The organism is Arenibacterium sp. CAU 1754, from assembly GCF_054482635.1.
The window spans coordinates 789,899-803,608 of record NZ_JBTLRG010000001.1; the positions used below are offsets into that span (position 1 = coordinate 789,899).

Annotated in this window: 13 protein-coding genes; all 13 read left to right on the forward strand. The window is 67.3% G+C overall.

From position 1 onward, the window contains the following. The first annotated feature begins 23 nt into the window (after positions 1 to 23). The 13 genes from ACXYMO_RS03855 (at position 24) to ACXYMO_RS03915 (ending at position 13,710) form a co-directional block, all read left to right on the forward strand. On the forward strand, positions 24 to 722 hold the full coding sequence (locus ACXYMO_RS03855; protein WP_458877333.1) for a hypothetical protein: 699 nt from the start codon (positions 24 to 26) through the stop codon (positions 720 to 722). Continuing rightward, positions 719 to 1,483, forward strand: a complete 765-nt coding sequence (locus ACXYMO_RS03860; protein WP_458877334.1) for a hypothetical protein — start codon at positions 719 to 721, stop codon at positions 1,481 to 1,483. Before ACXYMO_RS03855 ends, ACXYMO_RS03860 begins: the two co-directional genes overlap by 4 nt. After that, the gene (locus ACXYMO_RS03865) at positions 1,480 to 2,814 is read left to right on the forward strand and encodes a DUF4255 domain-containing protein (protein ID WP_458877335.1); all 1,335 of its coding nucleotides are present in this window, start codon (positions 1,480 to 1,482) and stop codon (positions 2,812 to 2,814) included. The genes ACXYMO_RS03860 and ACXYMO_RS03865 overlap by 4 nt, the downstream gene beginning before the upstream one ends. After that, positions 2,811 to 4,727 (forward strand): ATP-binding protein, encoded by a 1,917-nt coding sequence (locus tag ACXYMO_RS03870; protein ID WP_458877336.1) that lies wholly within the window; start codon positions 2,811 to 2,813, stop codon positions 4,725 to 4,727. The genes ACXYMO_RS03865 and ACXYMO_RS03870 overlap by 4 nt, the downstream gene beginning before the upstream one ends. Next, positions 4,724 to 4,981 (forward strand): hypothetical protein, encoded by a 258-nt coding sequence (locus tag ACXYMO_RS03875; protein WP_458877337.1) that lies wholly within the window; start codon positions 4,724 to 4,726, stop codon positions 4,979 to 4,981. The genes ACXYMO_RS03870 and ACXYMO_RS03875 overlap by 4 nt, the downstream gene beginning before the upstream one ends. Further along, positions 4,978 to 6,732 (forward strand): eCIS core domain-containing protein, encoded by a 1,755-nt coding sequence (locus ACXYMO_RS03880; RefSeq protein WP_458877338.1) that lies wholly within the window; start codon positions 4,978 to 4,980, stop codon positions 6,730 to 6,732. Before ACXYMO_RS03875 ends, ACXYMO_RS03880 begins: the two co-directional genes overlap by 4 nt. Then, complete coding sequence (locus ACXYMO_RS03885) at positions 6,729 to 8,369, forward strand: eCIS core domain-containing protein (RefSeq protein ID WP_458877339.1); 1,641 nt, start codon at positions 6,729 to 6,731, stop codon at positions 8,367 to 8,369. The genes ACXYMO_RS03880 and ACXYMO_RS03885 overlap by 4 nt, the downstream gene beginning before the upstream one ends. Positions 8,370 to 8,447: 78 nt before the next feature. Continuing rightward, entirely contained in the window at positions 8,448 to 10,688 is a 2,241-nt protein-coding gene (locus ACXYMO_RS03890; protein WP_458877340.1) for an eCIS core domain-containing protein, read from the forward strand. Between the two features lie 28 nt (positions 10,689 to 10,716). Further along, positions 10,717 to 11,376 (forward strand): hypothetical protein, encoded by a 660-nt coding sequence (locus ACXYMO_RS03895; RefSeq protein WP_458877341.1) that lies wholly within the window; start codon positions 10,717 to 10,719, stop codon positions 11,374 to 11,376. Then, a complete protein-coding gene (locus ACXYMO_RS03900) occupies positions 11,373 to 11,732 on the forward strand; it encodes a hypothetical protein (protein ID WP_458877342.1) in 360 nt (119 codons plus the stop codon). The genes ACXYMO_RS03895 and ACXYMO_RS03900 overlap by 4 nt, the downstream gene beginning before the upstream one ends. A gap of 7 nt (positions 11,733 to 11,739) precedes the next feature. Then, on the forward strand, positions 11,740 to 12,867 hold the full coding sequence (locus tag ACXYMO_RS03905; RefSeq protein WP_458877343.1) for a hypothetical protein: 1,128 nt from the start codon (positions 11,740 to 11,742) through the stop codon (positions 12,865 to 12,867). Beyond that, positions 12,864 to 13,373: a phage baseplate assembly protein V gene (locus ACXYMO_RS03910; RefSeq protein WP_458877344.1), complete on the forward strand. Its 510-nt coding sequence runs from the start codon at positions 12,864 to 12,866 to the stop codon at positions 13,371 to 13,373. Before ACXYMO_RS03905 ends, ACXYMO_RS03910 begins: the two co-directional genes overlap by 4 nt. A 16-nt stretch (positions 13,374 to 13,389) precedes the next feature. Continuing rightward, on the forward strand, positions 13,390 to 13,710 hold the full coding sequence (locus ACXYMO_RS03915) for a hypothetical protein (RefSeq protein WP_458877345.1): 321 nt from the start codon (positions 13,390 to 13,392) through the stop codon (positions 13,708 to 13,710).

Sequence of the window (13,710 nt, forward strand, 5' to 3'; positions counted from 1 at the left end):
ACGCGGCCTAAAGGATCAAATGGATGGGACGTGGACTAAGCGCAGAGGCAGTGCTCGCCGCCTGGGAAGCGGGCGTGCGCCGCGGGCCGCTCGACCGGGCGCTGACCCTTTTGTGGGCCGGTGGCCAGGGCGAGGTCGCGGCCGACCTGCCCCTGTCCGAGCGCGACCGGCGATTGCTGGACCTGCGCGCGGCGACTTTCGGACCGGGGCTGGACTGCATGGCCACCTGCCCGGAGTGCGGCGCCGAGGTCGAGTTGTCGCTGGACGCCGGAATGCTGGCCGGGGCGCTGGCCGCCCCCAACGGATCCGCGGTCAGGGTCGGCGGGCGTGACATCGCTCTGCGCCCGTTGACCAGCCGGGACCTCGCCGCCGCGCAGGGCGTCGAGGCCGAGGCGCTGCCGGGGTTTCTCCGCGCACGGCTGGCCCCCGATAGTGGCACGCTGGCCGAAACGGACACCAAAGCGCTGGATGCCGAAATCGAAGCTCAGGCGGCGGCGGCCGAGGCGCTGTGCCGATTGTTCTGTCCGGACTGCGGCGCCGACTGGCGCGAGGCGTTCGATATCGCCGCGCATTTCTGGTCCGAGGTCGAGGCCGCAGCATACCGGACGCTTGGCGAAGTCGCCGAACTTGCCCGCACCTATGGCTGGAGCGAGCCCGAGATCCTGGCCCTCTCGCCTGTGCGGCGATCGGTCTATCTGCGCCTTGCGCGTGACGGGACATGACCGCGCTCGCCCGCCTCCTGGCCCGGGCGACCGGTCAGGCCGACGCCGGACTACGCCCGCGCCTGCCCGCACGGTTCGAGGCGGGCGGAGGTGGTGACACGGTCGGTTTCGAGACGATTACCGAAGAAACCATGGCCACCCCCACGGATGCGCCCGCGCCTTCGGCGCGCGCCGACACATCTGTCCGGCAAGGCGAAACGCCATCGCCGCAGGCGTCACCGCGCGCCGACGCGGCGCCATCCCTCCGCCGTTCGGCCCAAGTGCACGACACATCGCCCCGGTCGGCATCTGTCCCTGGCCCCGCGCCGCACCCGGAACCGCCATCGCCGCTTTTGCCGGAAACCGCGACCCGCCGCGAGGCGCAACCGCCAATGGCGCCGCCACCGCCGGACGCTACTCCCGCCGGTGAGACCACAGGCCCGTCCACCCACGCCGAGCACCCTGACCCGACGCCACAGCCCCGCCAGCCCATCGACCCGGCCCTTGGGCCCCTGCCCGAACGGCTGCAACCCCTGGCCCCGGCAGAGCCGCAGCCTGCCCCGCACGAAATGCATCTTGATCAGGCGATGCCCGGACCCACGCCGCGCCGCGCGGGCGCCGACACCGCCGCCCCTGCGCCGCCCGACATCACCGTCCATATCGGGCGCCTTCACGTGGTCGCCCAACCGTCGAAACCCCGCTCTGCGCCAGAGCGCCCGCAGCCGCGCCGCGCCACTGCGACGCTTGGGGATTACCTGCGCGGCAAAGAGGATGCGCCATGAGCAACGTGCTCGCCATCTCGGCCGTGACCCAGCTTCTCAAGAGCCTGATCCACGACGCGCTGATCGAGGGCGACGCGAGCCAGATGCTTGGGGCCGATTTCTCGGTCACCGCCCTGCCCCCGGACCGCGTGGTGGTCGAAGCCGGCGAAGCGCAGGGCAACCAGCTGAACCTTTTTCTGCACCGGGTCACGCCGAACGCGGCGCTGCGAAACACCGATCTGCCCACGCGCGATTCCAGCGGCCGCTTGTCCCGGCGCCCGCGGCTGGCGCTTGACCTGCATTACCTGCTGACCTCGGTTTCGGGCGATCAGCTGAATGCCGAGACGCTTCTTGGATATGCAATGCAGCTGTTCCACGAAACCGCGATTATCCCCCGCACCGTGGTGCGTGATGCGCTGTCGGCAGCGATTGCCGGCGACACCAGCCCGCCAGCCGCATGGTTCGAAGATGCCGTGCGCCTTGCCGATCAGCTTGAGCTGGTCAAGATCACGCCGCGCACCCTGTCGATGGATGACATGTCGCGTATCTGGACCGCGCTTCAGACCAGTTATCGCACCACGGTCGCCTATGACGTGTCGCTGGTGCTGATCGAGCGTGAAATCCCCACCCGGCCCGCCTTGCCGGTGCTCAGCCGCGGCGGCCTGCGTGACCCTGACACCCTGCGCGATCCCGGCGTGACAGTGTTGCCCGACCTGTTTTCGGGCGTTCCCACGTTGATGGAGATCGAGCCGTTGGACGGCCAGCAGGTGATGCGGCTGGGCGGGCGGGTCGCGCTGAATGGAACCGCGCTCGACCGGGGCACGGCCACGGTGCATTTCACCGAGACCGAGACCGGCCGTGTCCTGCAACTCGCCCCGCTTGCCCCGTCGCAGCCCAACAAGGTTGTGTTTGAACTGCCCTCGGGGCCGCCGCGGGCGCCGGGCGATCCGCTCGAGGATACCGGGAATGATCCGGGCGCCTGGCGGATCGGTGCCTATTCCGTGGCGCTGCATGTGCTGGGCGCGGATGGGCGCGACCTGGCAACAAACGCGCTGCCGATCGCGCTGGCGCCCGCCGCGACCGCCGCCGCCGCGCCAAGCGCGGGGGGCACGACGATCACGATGACCTGCGCCCCCCGGATCCAGCCGGACCAAAGCGTTGCGATCCTGCTTGGCCAGGACATGATACTGGTCCCGTCCCCGGCCACCCCGGCCAGTTCGGCCGAGGCCGAGTTCGCCGGGTTCACCTCGGGCGCTGCGGTGCCTGTCCGGCTGCGCGTCGATGGCATCGACAGCCCGGTGATCGACCGGATGGCGGAACCGCCGGTTCTTGAAACGGTGACGATCCCATGACCGTTGAAACCCCCATTCCCGACACGGCCGAGGCCGCAACCGAAGCAATGCGCGCCGCGCTGGCCCGCCATTGCGCAGCACTTGCCGACCGCGTGGCCGACCCATCGGCGCCCCCCGGCGCCCTACCGCGCGACACGGCAACGGGGTCGGCGCTTGAGGCCGCCGCCGGGCTGTTCCGGCTGACCCCGGTCGAGCGTGATCTTCTGTGCCTTGCCGCCGGTCCCGACCTGCATGCCGGGCTGGCAGACGCCGTCGCCAATGTGACCGGCGGGGTGCGGGCCGATGTCTCGCTGGCGCTGGCGCTGTTTGGTGCGACGGCCTGGACCGCGCTCTGCCCCGCAGCGCCCCTGCGCAGCCACCGCTTGCTGACGGTCGAGGGCACGGGGCCGATGTTGCGCTCGGGGCTGGGCGTGGACGAGCGGGTCCTGCATTTCCTGATGGGGCTGACCTATCTCGATTCACGGCTCGAAGGGCTGGTTCATCCCGTGCCGCTGCCCTCTGCCGCGCCGGTCGGCGCCGCCGGAGAGGCCGCGCGCGACATTGCCCGCGCCTGGGACAGCGCCGCCAGAATGCCGGTGCTTTTGCTGGCCGGGTCCGATGCCGCGACCATCCGGACGGCGCTGGCCGCTGCGGCGGCGAACCTGGGCCTTTCCCTTTACCGTATCGCGGCGTCCGACATCCCGAGCGACTGGGCCGAGCGCCACGCCCTGGCCCTTTATCTTGACCGCGAGCTTGTGTTCTCGGACGGAGCCATTCTGATCGAAACGGGCGAGACAGGCGCCGAGGCGGCACAGGCGCTGGCGGATCTGCTGCGCGGCCCCACCGCAATCGCGGGCGAGGACCCCGAACCACCCGAACGGGCACCGCGCCTGCGGATCGAAACTCCGGTCCCCGATGTCGCCGAGCGGCTTGCGATCTGGCACGAGGTGCTTGGCCCCCCGAGGGCCGCGGCGCTTGGCCCGACGCTGGAGCGGCTGGCGGGCCAGTTCGGACTGGACCGCTCGGGCGTGCTGGCGGCGGCTGACATGGTGCCACCGGACCCGGCGCCGGAAACGCTGACGCCCGCGCTCTGGCAGGCCGCGCGCGTTCAGGGGCGGCGGCGGCTCGACGGGCTTGCCCAGCGGATCGATTCACGCGCCGGTTGGAATGACCTTGTGCTGCCCGCGACGCTTCTGGCGCAGCTCCATGCTCTGGCCGTCCATGTCCGTCACTCCTGGCAGGTGGGCGAGGTTTGGGGCTGGCGCGACAAGAGCCCCCGTGGCCTGGGGGCGGCGGCGCTTTTTGCCGGGGCGTCGGGCACCGGCAAGACGCTGGCCGCCGAGGTGATCGCGGGCGAACTGGCGCTGGATCTCTACCGCATCGACCTCAGCCAGGTGGTCAGCAAGTATATCGGCGAGACCGAAAAGAACCTTGCCCGTGTCTTCAGCGCCGCCGAGGAAAGCGGCGCGATCCTGCTGTTTGACGAGGCTGACGCCCTGTTCGGAAAACGTTCCGAGGTCAAGGACAGCCACGACCGCTATGCCAATATCGAGGTGAGCTATCTGCTTCAGCAGATGGAGGCCTATCGCGGGCTTGCGATCCTCACGACGAACCAGAAAAGCGCGCTGGACCAGGCGTTCCTGCGCCGGTTGCGCTTTGTCGTCACCTTCCCCTTCCCCGATGCGCAGGCCCGGGCCGAAATCTGGGCGCGCATTTTTCCTGCCGCCACGCCCACCTCGGGCCTTGATCCGCAGCGGCTGGCGCGGCTGAACCTGTCGGGCGGCGCGATCCGATCGGTCGCGCTGAACGCAAGCTACCTTGCGGCCGAGACCAACGGGCCGGTCACGATGGACCATCTGCTGGCCGCCGTGGAGCGGGAATACGCCAAGCTTGAGAAACCCTTTACCGCAGCGGAACGGAGGGCGATCGCATGACCCGCCAGCGTCTCCGCCTGACAATCGATGCGCTGACCGTCGAAGGGGGGCGGCTGTCTGAACGCGCGCTTGCCCGCGCCATCGAAACGGCGCTGGCCGAGCGGCTGGCCGATGCCACGGGGCCGCTGCGGCCCGAGGGCGGGGCGCTGGAACGTGTCGATGCCAGCGCGACCCCTGCCCCGCGTGAGCGCCATCCCGAACCGGCCATCGGCCGCGCGGTGGCGGCCGCCGCGCATGGAGTGCTGAAACGATGAGGGCGCGCATCCCCGATATGGCCGACCCGGTCGGCACCGCAGTGCGCGCGGCCCTGGCCACGCCGGGGCGCAGCCTGGCACAGGACACGCGCGGGTCGCTGGAAACGCGGCTGGGGGGCGATCTGGGGCGGTTGTCGGTCCATCGCGGACCCGAGGCCGACCACGCCGCCGACCGGCTGGGCGCACGCGGCTTTGCCGTGGGACGTCATGCGGTTCTTGCCTCTCGTGCCGCGCCCGACACACTGGCGCACGAGGCCGCCCACGCCCTGCAACAGGATATGGCAGAACCGCGTGGAACGGTGCCGATCCTTCCGCACGCGGCCCCTGCCGAAACAGAGGCCCGGTCTGCCGCCGCCGGCCGCGGACCCGTCCGTGGCGGGCATTCCGCCTTTCTGGGACGCGACCGGGTCAGCCCCGGGCGGCTGGAAGAGGTCCATCGCGGCGTCCGCGTCGAAGGGCCGCCGCGCACGACGTCGACCGGCGCAACAGCGCCCCGGCTTGCCTGGGTGGCCGGAGATTTCAACACCGCCGGCAGCACCGCGCACCTGATCCATGGCGAAGCCCGCCAATATCTGATGTCGCGCTCAGTCCCCACCTCCAGCGGCGGGCCGACCAACGATGCGAACCTGGATGCGGACGCCTTGGTCATGCATCGCCAGGTGCTGGATTATTATCCCCAGATCCCCTCGCGAATGTCCGACACGGAATTGCAGAGCCGTGTGCACCTGACCACATCGACCGCCGCCACCGGCAGCAACGCAGGCCTGCGGGACTGGACCGACAATTTCATCGGCGTGCTGTCGCCATCGGCCAACCAGTATCAGATCAACTTTTCCGACAGCGATTATCGCGCCATGGTGACCGACCTGATCACCAATGCCGACACCCGCCCCCGGATTGCGGCGCGTCTGGCGCATCATTCGGGGTTTGCCATGGGCACCGGGCGGGGCCGCTCGGTCTTTGTGCATCCACGAGTCAGCGCAACGCGCCGGCAGCTCACCCTGATCCACGAAATCATCCATGTGTACCGGCACGATGCCTATCAGACCTGGGTGGACGCCTCTCTGGACGAGCTTCACTATAACGAAGGTCTCACCGAATGGCTGACACGCCAGGCGATGACACCGGCTCAACTGGCGCAGCGCGGATCCAGCAGCTATGACCAGCGCGTCAACACCGTGCAGTCGCAGATCGCGCAGCATGTGTCCGAGGACGGGATCGCACGTGCCTTTTTCCGGGGCGAGGTCTGGCGTCTGGAAACGCGCAGCGACGAGGCGCGGGCGGCATTTGGGACACAGACCGGAATTGCCGCAAGCGGGACGCGCGCGCAGGAAATCTCGGCTTCGCGCAGTTCTGGTGGCTATTTTCAGACTGTAAGGCCCGAGAACCATTATCGCTTTATCAACCTGGGCGTGGATGAATCCCGGCCCAAGACACGCCATGTCGAGGCGTTCCGCGAGGTAAAGCGCGATCATCTCGACCCCGAACCTGCGCGCAGGGTCCGGTTTGTGGGCCATGCGTCCGGACCCGGCAGCGAGGCGCATAACGATACCCTGTCCGAACGACGCTCGGTCGCGTTCTACCGCATGGCGCAGCGCGAGGGCCTGCCCTGGGCGCGGCTGGCCGATGCGGACAGCCCGCCCCATTTCGGCGAAGCCCGCCCAAGCGTCACCGAAGCCGATGCCGACCCGATCGCACGCGCGATGAACCGACGGGTGGACATGTTCCTTGTCGATGGAGGGGGCCCATGATCCGTTCCCCGCTCCAATCAGTTTTCGACGTCACACCGGCCCCGCCTGCCACGATCCAACGTGCCGCCTGCTCGGACTGTGCCGCCGAGGACCGCATGGCCATCCAGCCCAAACTGACGCTGTCCCGCCCCGGCGACCGCTATGAACAGGAGGCCGATCACATCGCCGACAGGGTTGTTTCAACGCGGCCGATGCCACTGACCGGGCCTTTGCCGGTCACCTCTCTGGTACAACGTCAAACCGAGGGCGAGGAAGACCAAGAGGAAATGGTGCAGACCAAGACCTCGCAAGCCGGCGGTTCCCTGGTACAGCGGCAACCTGAAGAACAAGAAGAAGAGGAAGAACTGGTTCAGGCCAAAGAGACCGGAACCGGCGGTTCCCTGGTACAGCGCCAGCCGGAAGAGGAGGAAGAAGAGGAAACGCTGCAGGCAAAACCGGCGGGCGGGGCGCGCAACTTTGGCGCGCTGGGGCATGCCGCAGCGGCGGTGGCCACCGGCGGGCGGTCGATGACGCCAGCCGAGCGCGCGTATTTCGAACCGAGGTTCGGCCGGGATTTTTCAGGTGTTCGCCTGCATGACGGCCCGCGCGCGGCCGAGGCGGCGCGGACCATCGGCGCGCGGGCATACACGCTCGGCTCTGACATCGCCTTTGCCGCCGGGCAATACGCGCCTGACACGCAAACCGGCCGCCGCCTGCTTGCACATGAGTTGACCCATACCGTTCAGCAGGCCGGCACCGCCGGAGCCGTGCATCGCGTCGTTCAGCGCGATCTGCCCATCGAACCGACGCATCGGGCCGACCCGCTGAGGCGGCTGTCGGCAGTTCAGGTGCGCCGCGCGATCCGGTTCAACACCAACCGGTACGATCCCGACAGTATCAGGCTGATCCAGCAGGTGGTGGGCGGCAATGCCACACCGCAGGGCGTGATGACCGAAAGCATCGTTCGTGCCATCACGATCCTGCAGCGGGATTTCGGTCTGCCGCAGACCGGCCGGGTCGGCTCGCAAACCTTTGCGCTGATCAGCCGTCTCAACCGGGCCAGCCGCGCACCGACCGGGCCGGGCGATTGCCTCACCCGGTTCAGCGTGGCGACGGTGAACAATTTCCAGGAGGAGTACACCTCCAACCCGGTCGTCAGGGACATCCTTGCCCGGTTCATCGTGCAGGCGCGGTTTGAACCGCGTTGCCGGTGCCAGGATTTCGAGTACCGCCAATATATCTGCGGCACCGTTTTCCGCCGGCCACCGCCGGTGGCGATGGGGGGCCCGGCGGTGCAGACGCCCACCCGCATGAACGGGGCATTCCGACGGATTCCCGGAGGCCGTCTGCCGCGCTGTGGCGGTGCCATCACTCACGAAGACGGGGACACACGAGCAGGGGCTGGCGTCGGGCCGAATTACGGCCACCGCAATCAGGGCGAAGGACCCAACGACCGTTATCTGCCGAACCGCGCCAACGGGTGCGAGTATCGAGGCTATGATGTGGTGGGCCTGCGCAACATCAGTCTCGCCGCATTTATCGGCCATACCTATCACTTCGACCTGCAGTTTCGCGGCGAGATCATCCAGCAACATCAAGGCGCTTCGCGGCAAGTGGCCGAACGGCAATGGAGGCTCAGACGCAATGTTACCCTGTAAGCGCTTCATTGGAACGGCCGGGTCACCGGCCGCACAAAATCCCCCCCATTTCGCCAATTTGACCGGGGGGAAACCGGCATGACCCGCGCAGCACCCATCCCCGCCCCCGAGTCCCTGCCCGCCGCGGCGACGATCCAGCGGGCCTGCGCCTGCGCCGGCAAGGATACCCCCTGCCCCAGTTGCGCCGGAGAGGACCGGCTGCCGATCCAGCCCAAACTGGCGCTTGGGCGTCCAGGCGACCGGTATGAGCAGGAGGCCGACCAGATCGCCGAGACCGTGACCGCCGCGCGCCCGACACCGCTGACCGGGCCCTTGCCGGTGACGCCGCTGATTCAGCGTCAGCCCGTGGAGGAGGAAGAAGAAGAGGAAACACTTCAAACCAAATCAACCGACTCGGGCGCGCCCACACGCGAGGCGATCACATCAGCCGCCGCCGCGGTCGCCGGTGGCGGGCGGCCCCTGTCGCAGGATGAACGCGGCTATTTCGAACCACGTTTTGGACGGGACCTGTCCGCCGTCCGCCTGCACGAAGGTGCCCGGGCCAGGGCGGCGGCGCGCGGGATCGGCGCACGTGCCTATACGCTGGGCCGCAACATCGCGTTCGCCCAGGGCCAGTATCAGCCCGAAAGCCGCGCGGGCCGCCAGTTGATCGCGCATGAGATCACCCACACCATCCAGCAGGCGGGCGCCCCCGCCCTCTCTCTCCAGCGGACCGAGTCGGGTGGCACCTGGGGCGGGTTCTGGCGCAATATCGGGGCGGCCTTTTCGATCGGCGCGTATTTCTCGGACGAAGACCTCGAAGCCTATCTCGATCAAATCACCGAACTGGGCGGGCCCGCGCTCGATTACGACAGTGACAACAAGGCGCTGGAGATCGCCAAGCGCATCAACCAGGACTTCCCGCTTTATGGGCACGAGGACACGGTCGATCTGCGCAAGATACTGATCCTCGACATGCAGGACGGCGCAACGCTGGGCGATGAGGAAAGGGCGATCCTTGGCCTGCTGACCTCGCTCGATGCGCTTGAGGTGATGGAGCTTTTCCGCGGCCAGAACGCGCTGAGTGTCGAGGCCCTGCGCTCGGACATCGACGGCGACAACCTGGACGAGCTGGACATTTTCCTGAACGCGATGGGCCTTTCTGCCGAAGGGCTGGAAGAACGTGCCGCCGACGAAAACTGCACCCCGGACGAGCGCACGGCAGTCCGCCAATCTGTCAGGCTGAGCCAGACCGATATCGACGCGGCCATCGGGCATCTGCAGACCTCGCCGCAGGCCGCGCAGGTCCGGCACAGTTTTTTCCTGGCTTTCCGCGTCGACACGCCATCGGGCGCACAGATTTCGGAGATGACCGCAAAGTTGCGGGCGGTCCGCCAGGGGACCGAAAACGCGCATTACATTTGCGATCATGGCGAAGAAACTTCGAGCCTGTGTAACCGCAATGCCCGGGGCTATTCCTCGCTCGGGCCCGGCGGGCGCGGGATCGGCCTCTGCTTCATGGCGCGGACGACCCCCACCGGCGAAGCCGCGCAAGCGGGCGCCGAGGAGACCGAAGAGCGTAGCCGTGAAGAAGACCGGTTCAACCTTGCCGCCGAACAGAACGACGCCGTGCGCAGCATGCTGATCACCCACGAGGCGGCGCATTTCTATCTGAACGTCGATGACAACGGCTATTTCACCGATACCTGTCACGAGACGGATTTCGCGATGACCTGCCTCAATGGCACGCAGGAAAACTGCGGCACCTCCGGGCGCGGGCCGGACGACCGGTTCGACAACGCCGATTCCTATGCCTGTTTCGTGCATTACCTCGCCCGTCTGGCCGATTTCGGCCAGCCCGGAGCGGAACGCGAGGAAGAGGAAGAAGCCGCCGAAGAGGAGGAAACGCTGGAAGAGCGGGCCGAGGCGCTTCGGGGCGGGAACCTTTCCCTTCGGGTTCATTATCCCGGCGCCCTCATCGACGTCGGGCAAACCATCTATCTTGCGAATGAAGAAGCGTCCGAAACGATCGTTTTGATGGGCGAGCCCGAGAACAGCGGCTTTTCGCATGAATGGTCGCTTCAGGCGGGTGGTGAGACCCTTCCACTCACGGAAACCACCACCAACCTGGGCCGCCCCGGCACCTTTGAGGTCAATTACAGCGCCGCCACGGTGCCGGAAGCCACCAAGGAACGGCTGCGGGAGATGGCCGAAGGCGGCACCGAGCGTGGCGAAATCGTGGTCCGCAGCACGATCTATCGCGGCGCCCCCGAAACGTCGCAAGTGGAGACAAGGCTCAGGGTCAATTTCCAGACCGAGTTCGAGGAGTTCTGGTTTTGATGAGGATGAACGAGGAGCATAGAAAGACATGACCGGCTTTCCCCGATCTCCGAAACTGACCCGGGCGGGACTCGTCCTGATCGAGCCTGAAAGCGGGGCGATGACCCGCACCATCGCCCTGCAATACGCCGCCGAAACGCTGACCCGGTCGGTCAAGGCGCAGGCGGTCGAGGCCGAGGGCGACCGCTCGCATCCGTTGCGGCTGACCGGACCTGCGGTTGAAACGATCAGCTTTGACGCCGAAATGGATGCCACCGATCAGCTGGAATTCCCCGATCAGCACCAGGCGGCGGTCGAAACCGGGCTGCTGCCGGCGCTTTCTGCGCTTGAAAGTCTGGTGCAGCCCACTGTCGCCCAGTTGGAACGCCAGAACACGCAGCGCAAAAGCGGCAGCTTCAGCATCACGCCCGCTGAAACCGCGCTGGCGCTGTTTGTCTGGAGCCGCAGCCGGGTTGTGCCTGTCCGGCTCACCGAGATCTCGATCACCGAGGAGTTCTTTGACCCCGCGCTGAACCCGATCCGCGCCAAGGTGAGCCTGTCGCTGAGGGTGCTGAGCATTGATGACCTGGGCTTTGATCACCGGGGCGGCGGGCTGTTCATGGCCTATCTGCAGGGCAAGGAGGCATTGGCCGCCCGCGCCACCGCCGGGCAGCTGGGTGAACTGGGACTGGAAGGAGTGCCATCATGAAGAATCCGATTCAGGCCATGTTCGAGGCGGGAGTGGTCGAGCAGACCGATTTCCCGCCCGAAAGCCGCTATCACGGGGTGAAACGCACGCAGTTTACCGGGGCGGATGGCGTGCCGATCCCCTATCTGAAGCGCCGTTTCTCGCCGCCGCCCGAAGACTTTGCCCTGCGCCATGTGCGGCGCACCAAACAGGGCGAACGGCTGGATCAGATCGCGGCCGCCGAAATCGGCAGCCCCGACATGTTCTGGATGCTTCTGGACGCAAATGGCGCGCTCTGGGCCGAAGAGCTGGAGGCCCCCGACGCCGAAGTCCGGATCACGCTGCCCCGCGGCGTACCGGCCCCCCAAGAGGAGTGACGCAGACATGATCAAGGGCATCGACCTCACTGTGCTGTTCGGTCCGGGCATTCCTGTCCCGGCCCCGGCTTCTGTGGTCGAGGCCCTGCAATCGGTTTCCATCGAGGAAAACGCGGGCGAAACCCAAAGCGGCTTTGATCTGACTTTTTCGGTCGAAAAGGATTCACCGCTCAATACCATCTTTTTGCTTTCGGGCGGTGCGGCATTGCCGATCCTGCGGGTGGCGCTGATCGCGACGATCAACGGACGCGCGACACCGCTGATCAACGGGGTGATCACGCGCACACAGATTTCGCCCGGTTCGGGCGGATCGCCCGCGCAGCTGCGCGTTCAGGGCAAGGATTTGACCGCGGCGCTGACCATCGCGGATTTCTCGGGCCTGCCTTATGCGGCCATGCCGCCCTTTGCACGCGTCGGTCTGATCCTGGCGAAATACGCCTGGCTCGGGATCATTCCGCAGGTCATCCCCTCGCTGGAGGGTCCGCCCCTGCCCACCGACCGGATGCCGCGCCATCAGGATACCGACCTCGCCTATATCCGGATGCTGGCGCGCGAGGCGGGGTATACCTTTTTCATGAAACCGGGGCCCGCGCCCGCGACCAGCTTTGCCTATTGGGGGCCCGATATCCGGGTCGGCGAGGTGCAGCCCGCGCTGACCGTGGATTCGGGCAGCCCGACCAATGCCGAGGAACTCAGTTTCACCTTCAACAAGGACGGCACCGAAATTCCCGTCGTATTCATCCAGAACCCGCAGACCCGGGCGCCGATCCCGATCCCTATTCCCGGCACGATCCCCTTCATGCCGCCCCTGGGCCTTGTGCCGCCCCTGCCCCCCAACATCGCGCGGCTGCGCGACACGGCGCGGCTTGATCCGCTGCAAGCGCTGGTCCGTGGCTTTGCGCACGCGGCACAGCACTCCGATGCGGTGTCCGGCAGCGGACGGATCGACGTTTTGCGCTATGGCCGCATCCTGCGGGCGCGGGCGCTGGTCGGGGTGCGCGGCGCGGGCGCGGCCTTCGACGGGACGCATTACGTGGACAGCGTCACGCACGAGATACGGCGCGGCAGCTATACCCAGAGCTTCACCCTGAAACGCAACGGGCTTTTGCCCACACAGGCATCGGTGTCAGCATGACGGAACGCTACTACGGAAAATACCGCGGAGTGGTGGTGAACAACGTGGACCCGATGGTGACGGGCCGCATCCAGGCGATCGTGCCGGATGTATCGTCGGTGGCGCTGACCAGTTGGGCCATGCCCTGCCTGCCGATGGCCGGCATCCAGACCGGCAGTGTCGCGATCCCGCCCATCGGCGCCGGTGTGTGGATGGAATTCGAACGGGGTGATCCCGATTATCCGATCTGGACCGGCGGCTTTTTCGGCTCGGCCGCCGAAATGCCGGCCCTGCACCAGCTGACCCCACCCGGCGTTTCGGCGGTCACGCTGCAGACGATGCTTCAGAACGGGGTCACGGTGACGGACCTGCCCGGCCCGACGGGGGGCATCGTGATCAAGACCCCCGGCGGCGCGTCGCTGATCGTCAACGACACCGGCATCTACATCCAGAACGGCCGCGGGGCATCGATCACGCTGGTCGGCCCCACCGTCACCGTCAACAACGGCGCGCTGACCGTGATCTGAGGAAAGGAGACCACACATGCCCGGACCCATTCTGCATCTCGGCGCCACCGTCACCTGTTCTCATGGTGGCCAGGCAATGCCGACGGCCCCCTTTGCCCGCGTTCTGGTGTCGGGCCAGCCGGTTGCGACGCAGGCCGCACCCTGGGTCGTGGCGGGCTGTGCGTTTGTGCCGCCCGGCGGCAACGGGCCTTGCGTGACCGGCACCTATGTCACGGCCGCCACCCGGGTCCTTGCTGGCGGTCAACCGGTGCTTTTGATGGACAGCATGGCGACCTGTTCCCCGACCGGCACGCCGCTGATCCCGGTGCAGGCCCAAACACGTGTGGTGGGGAGCTGA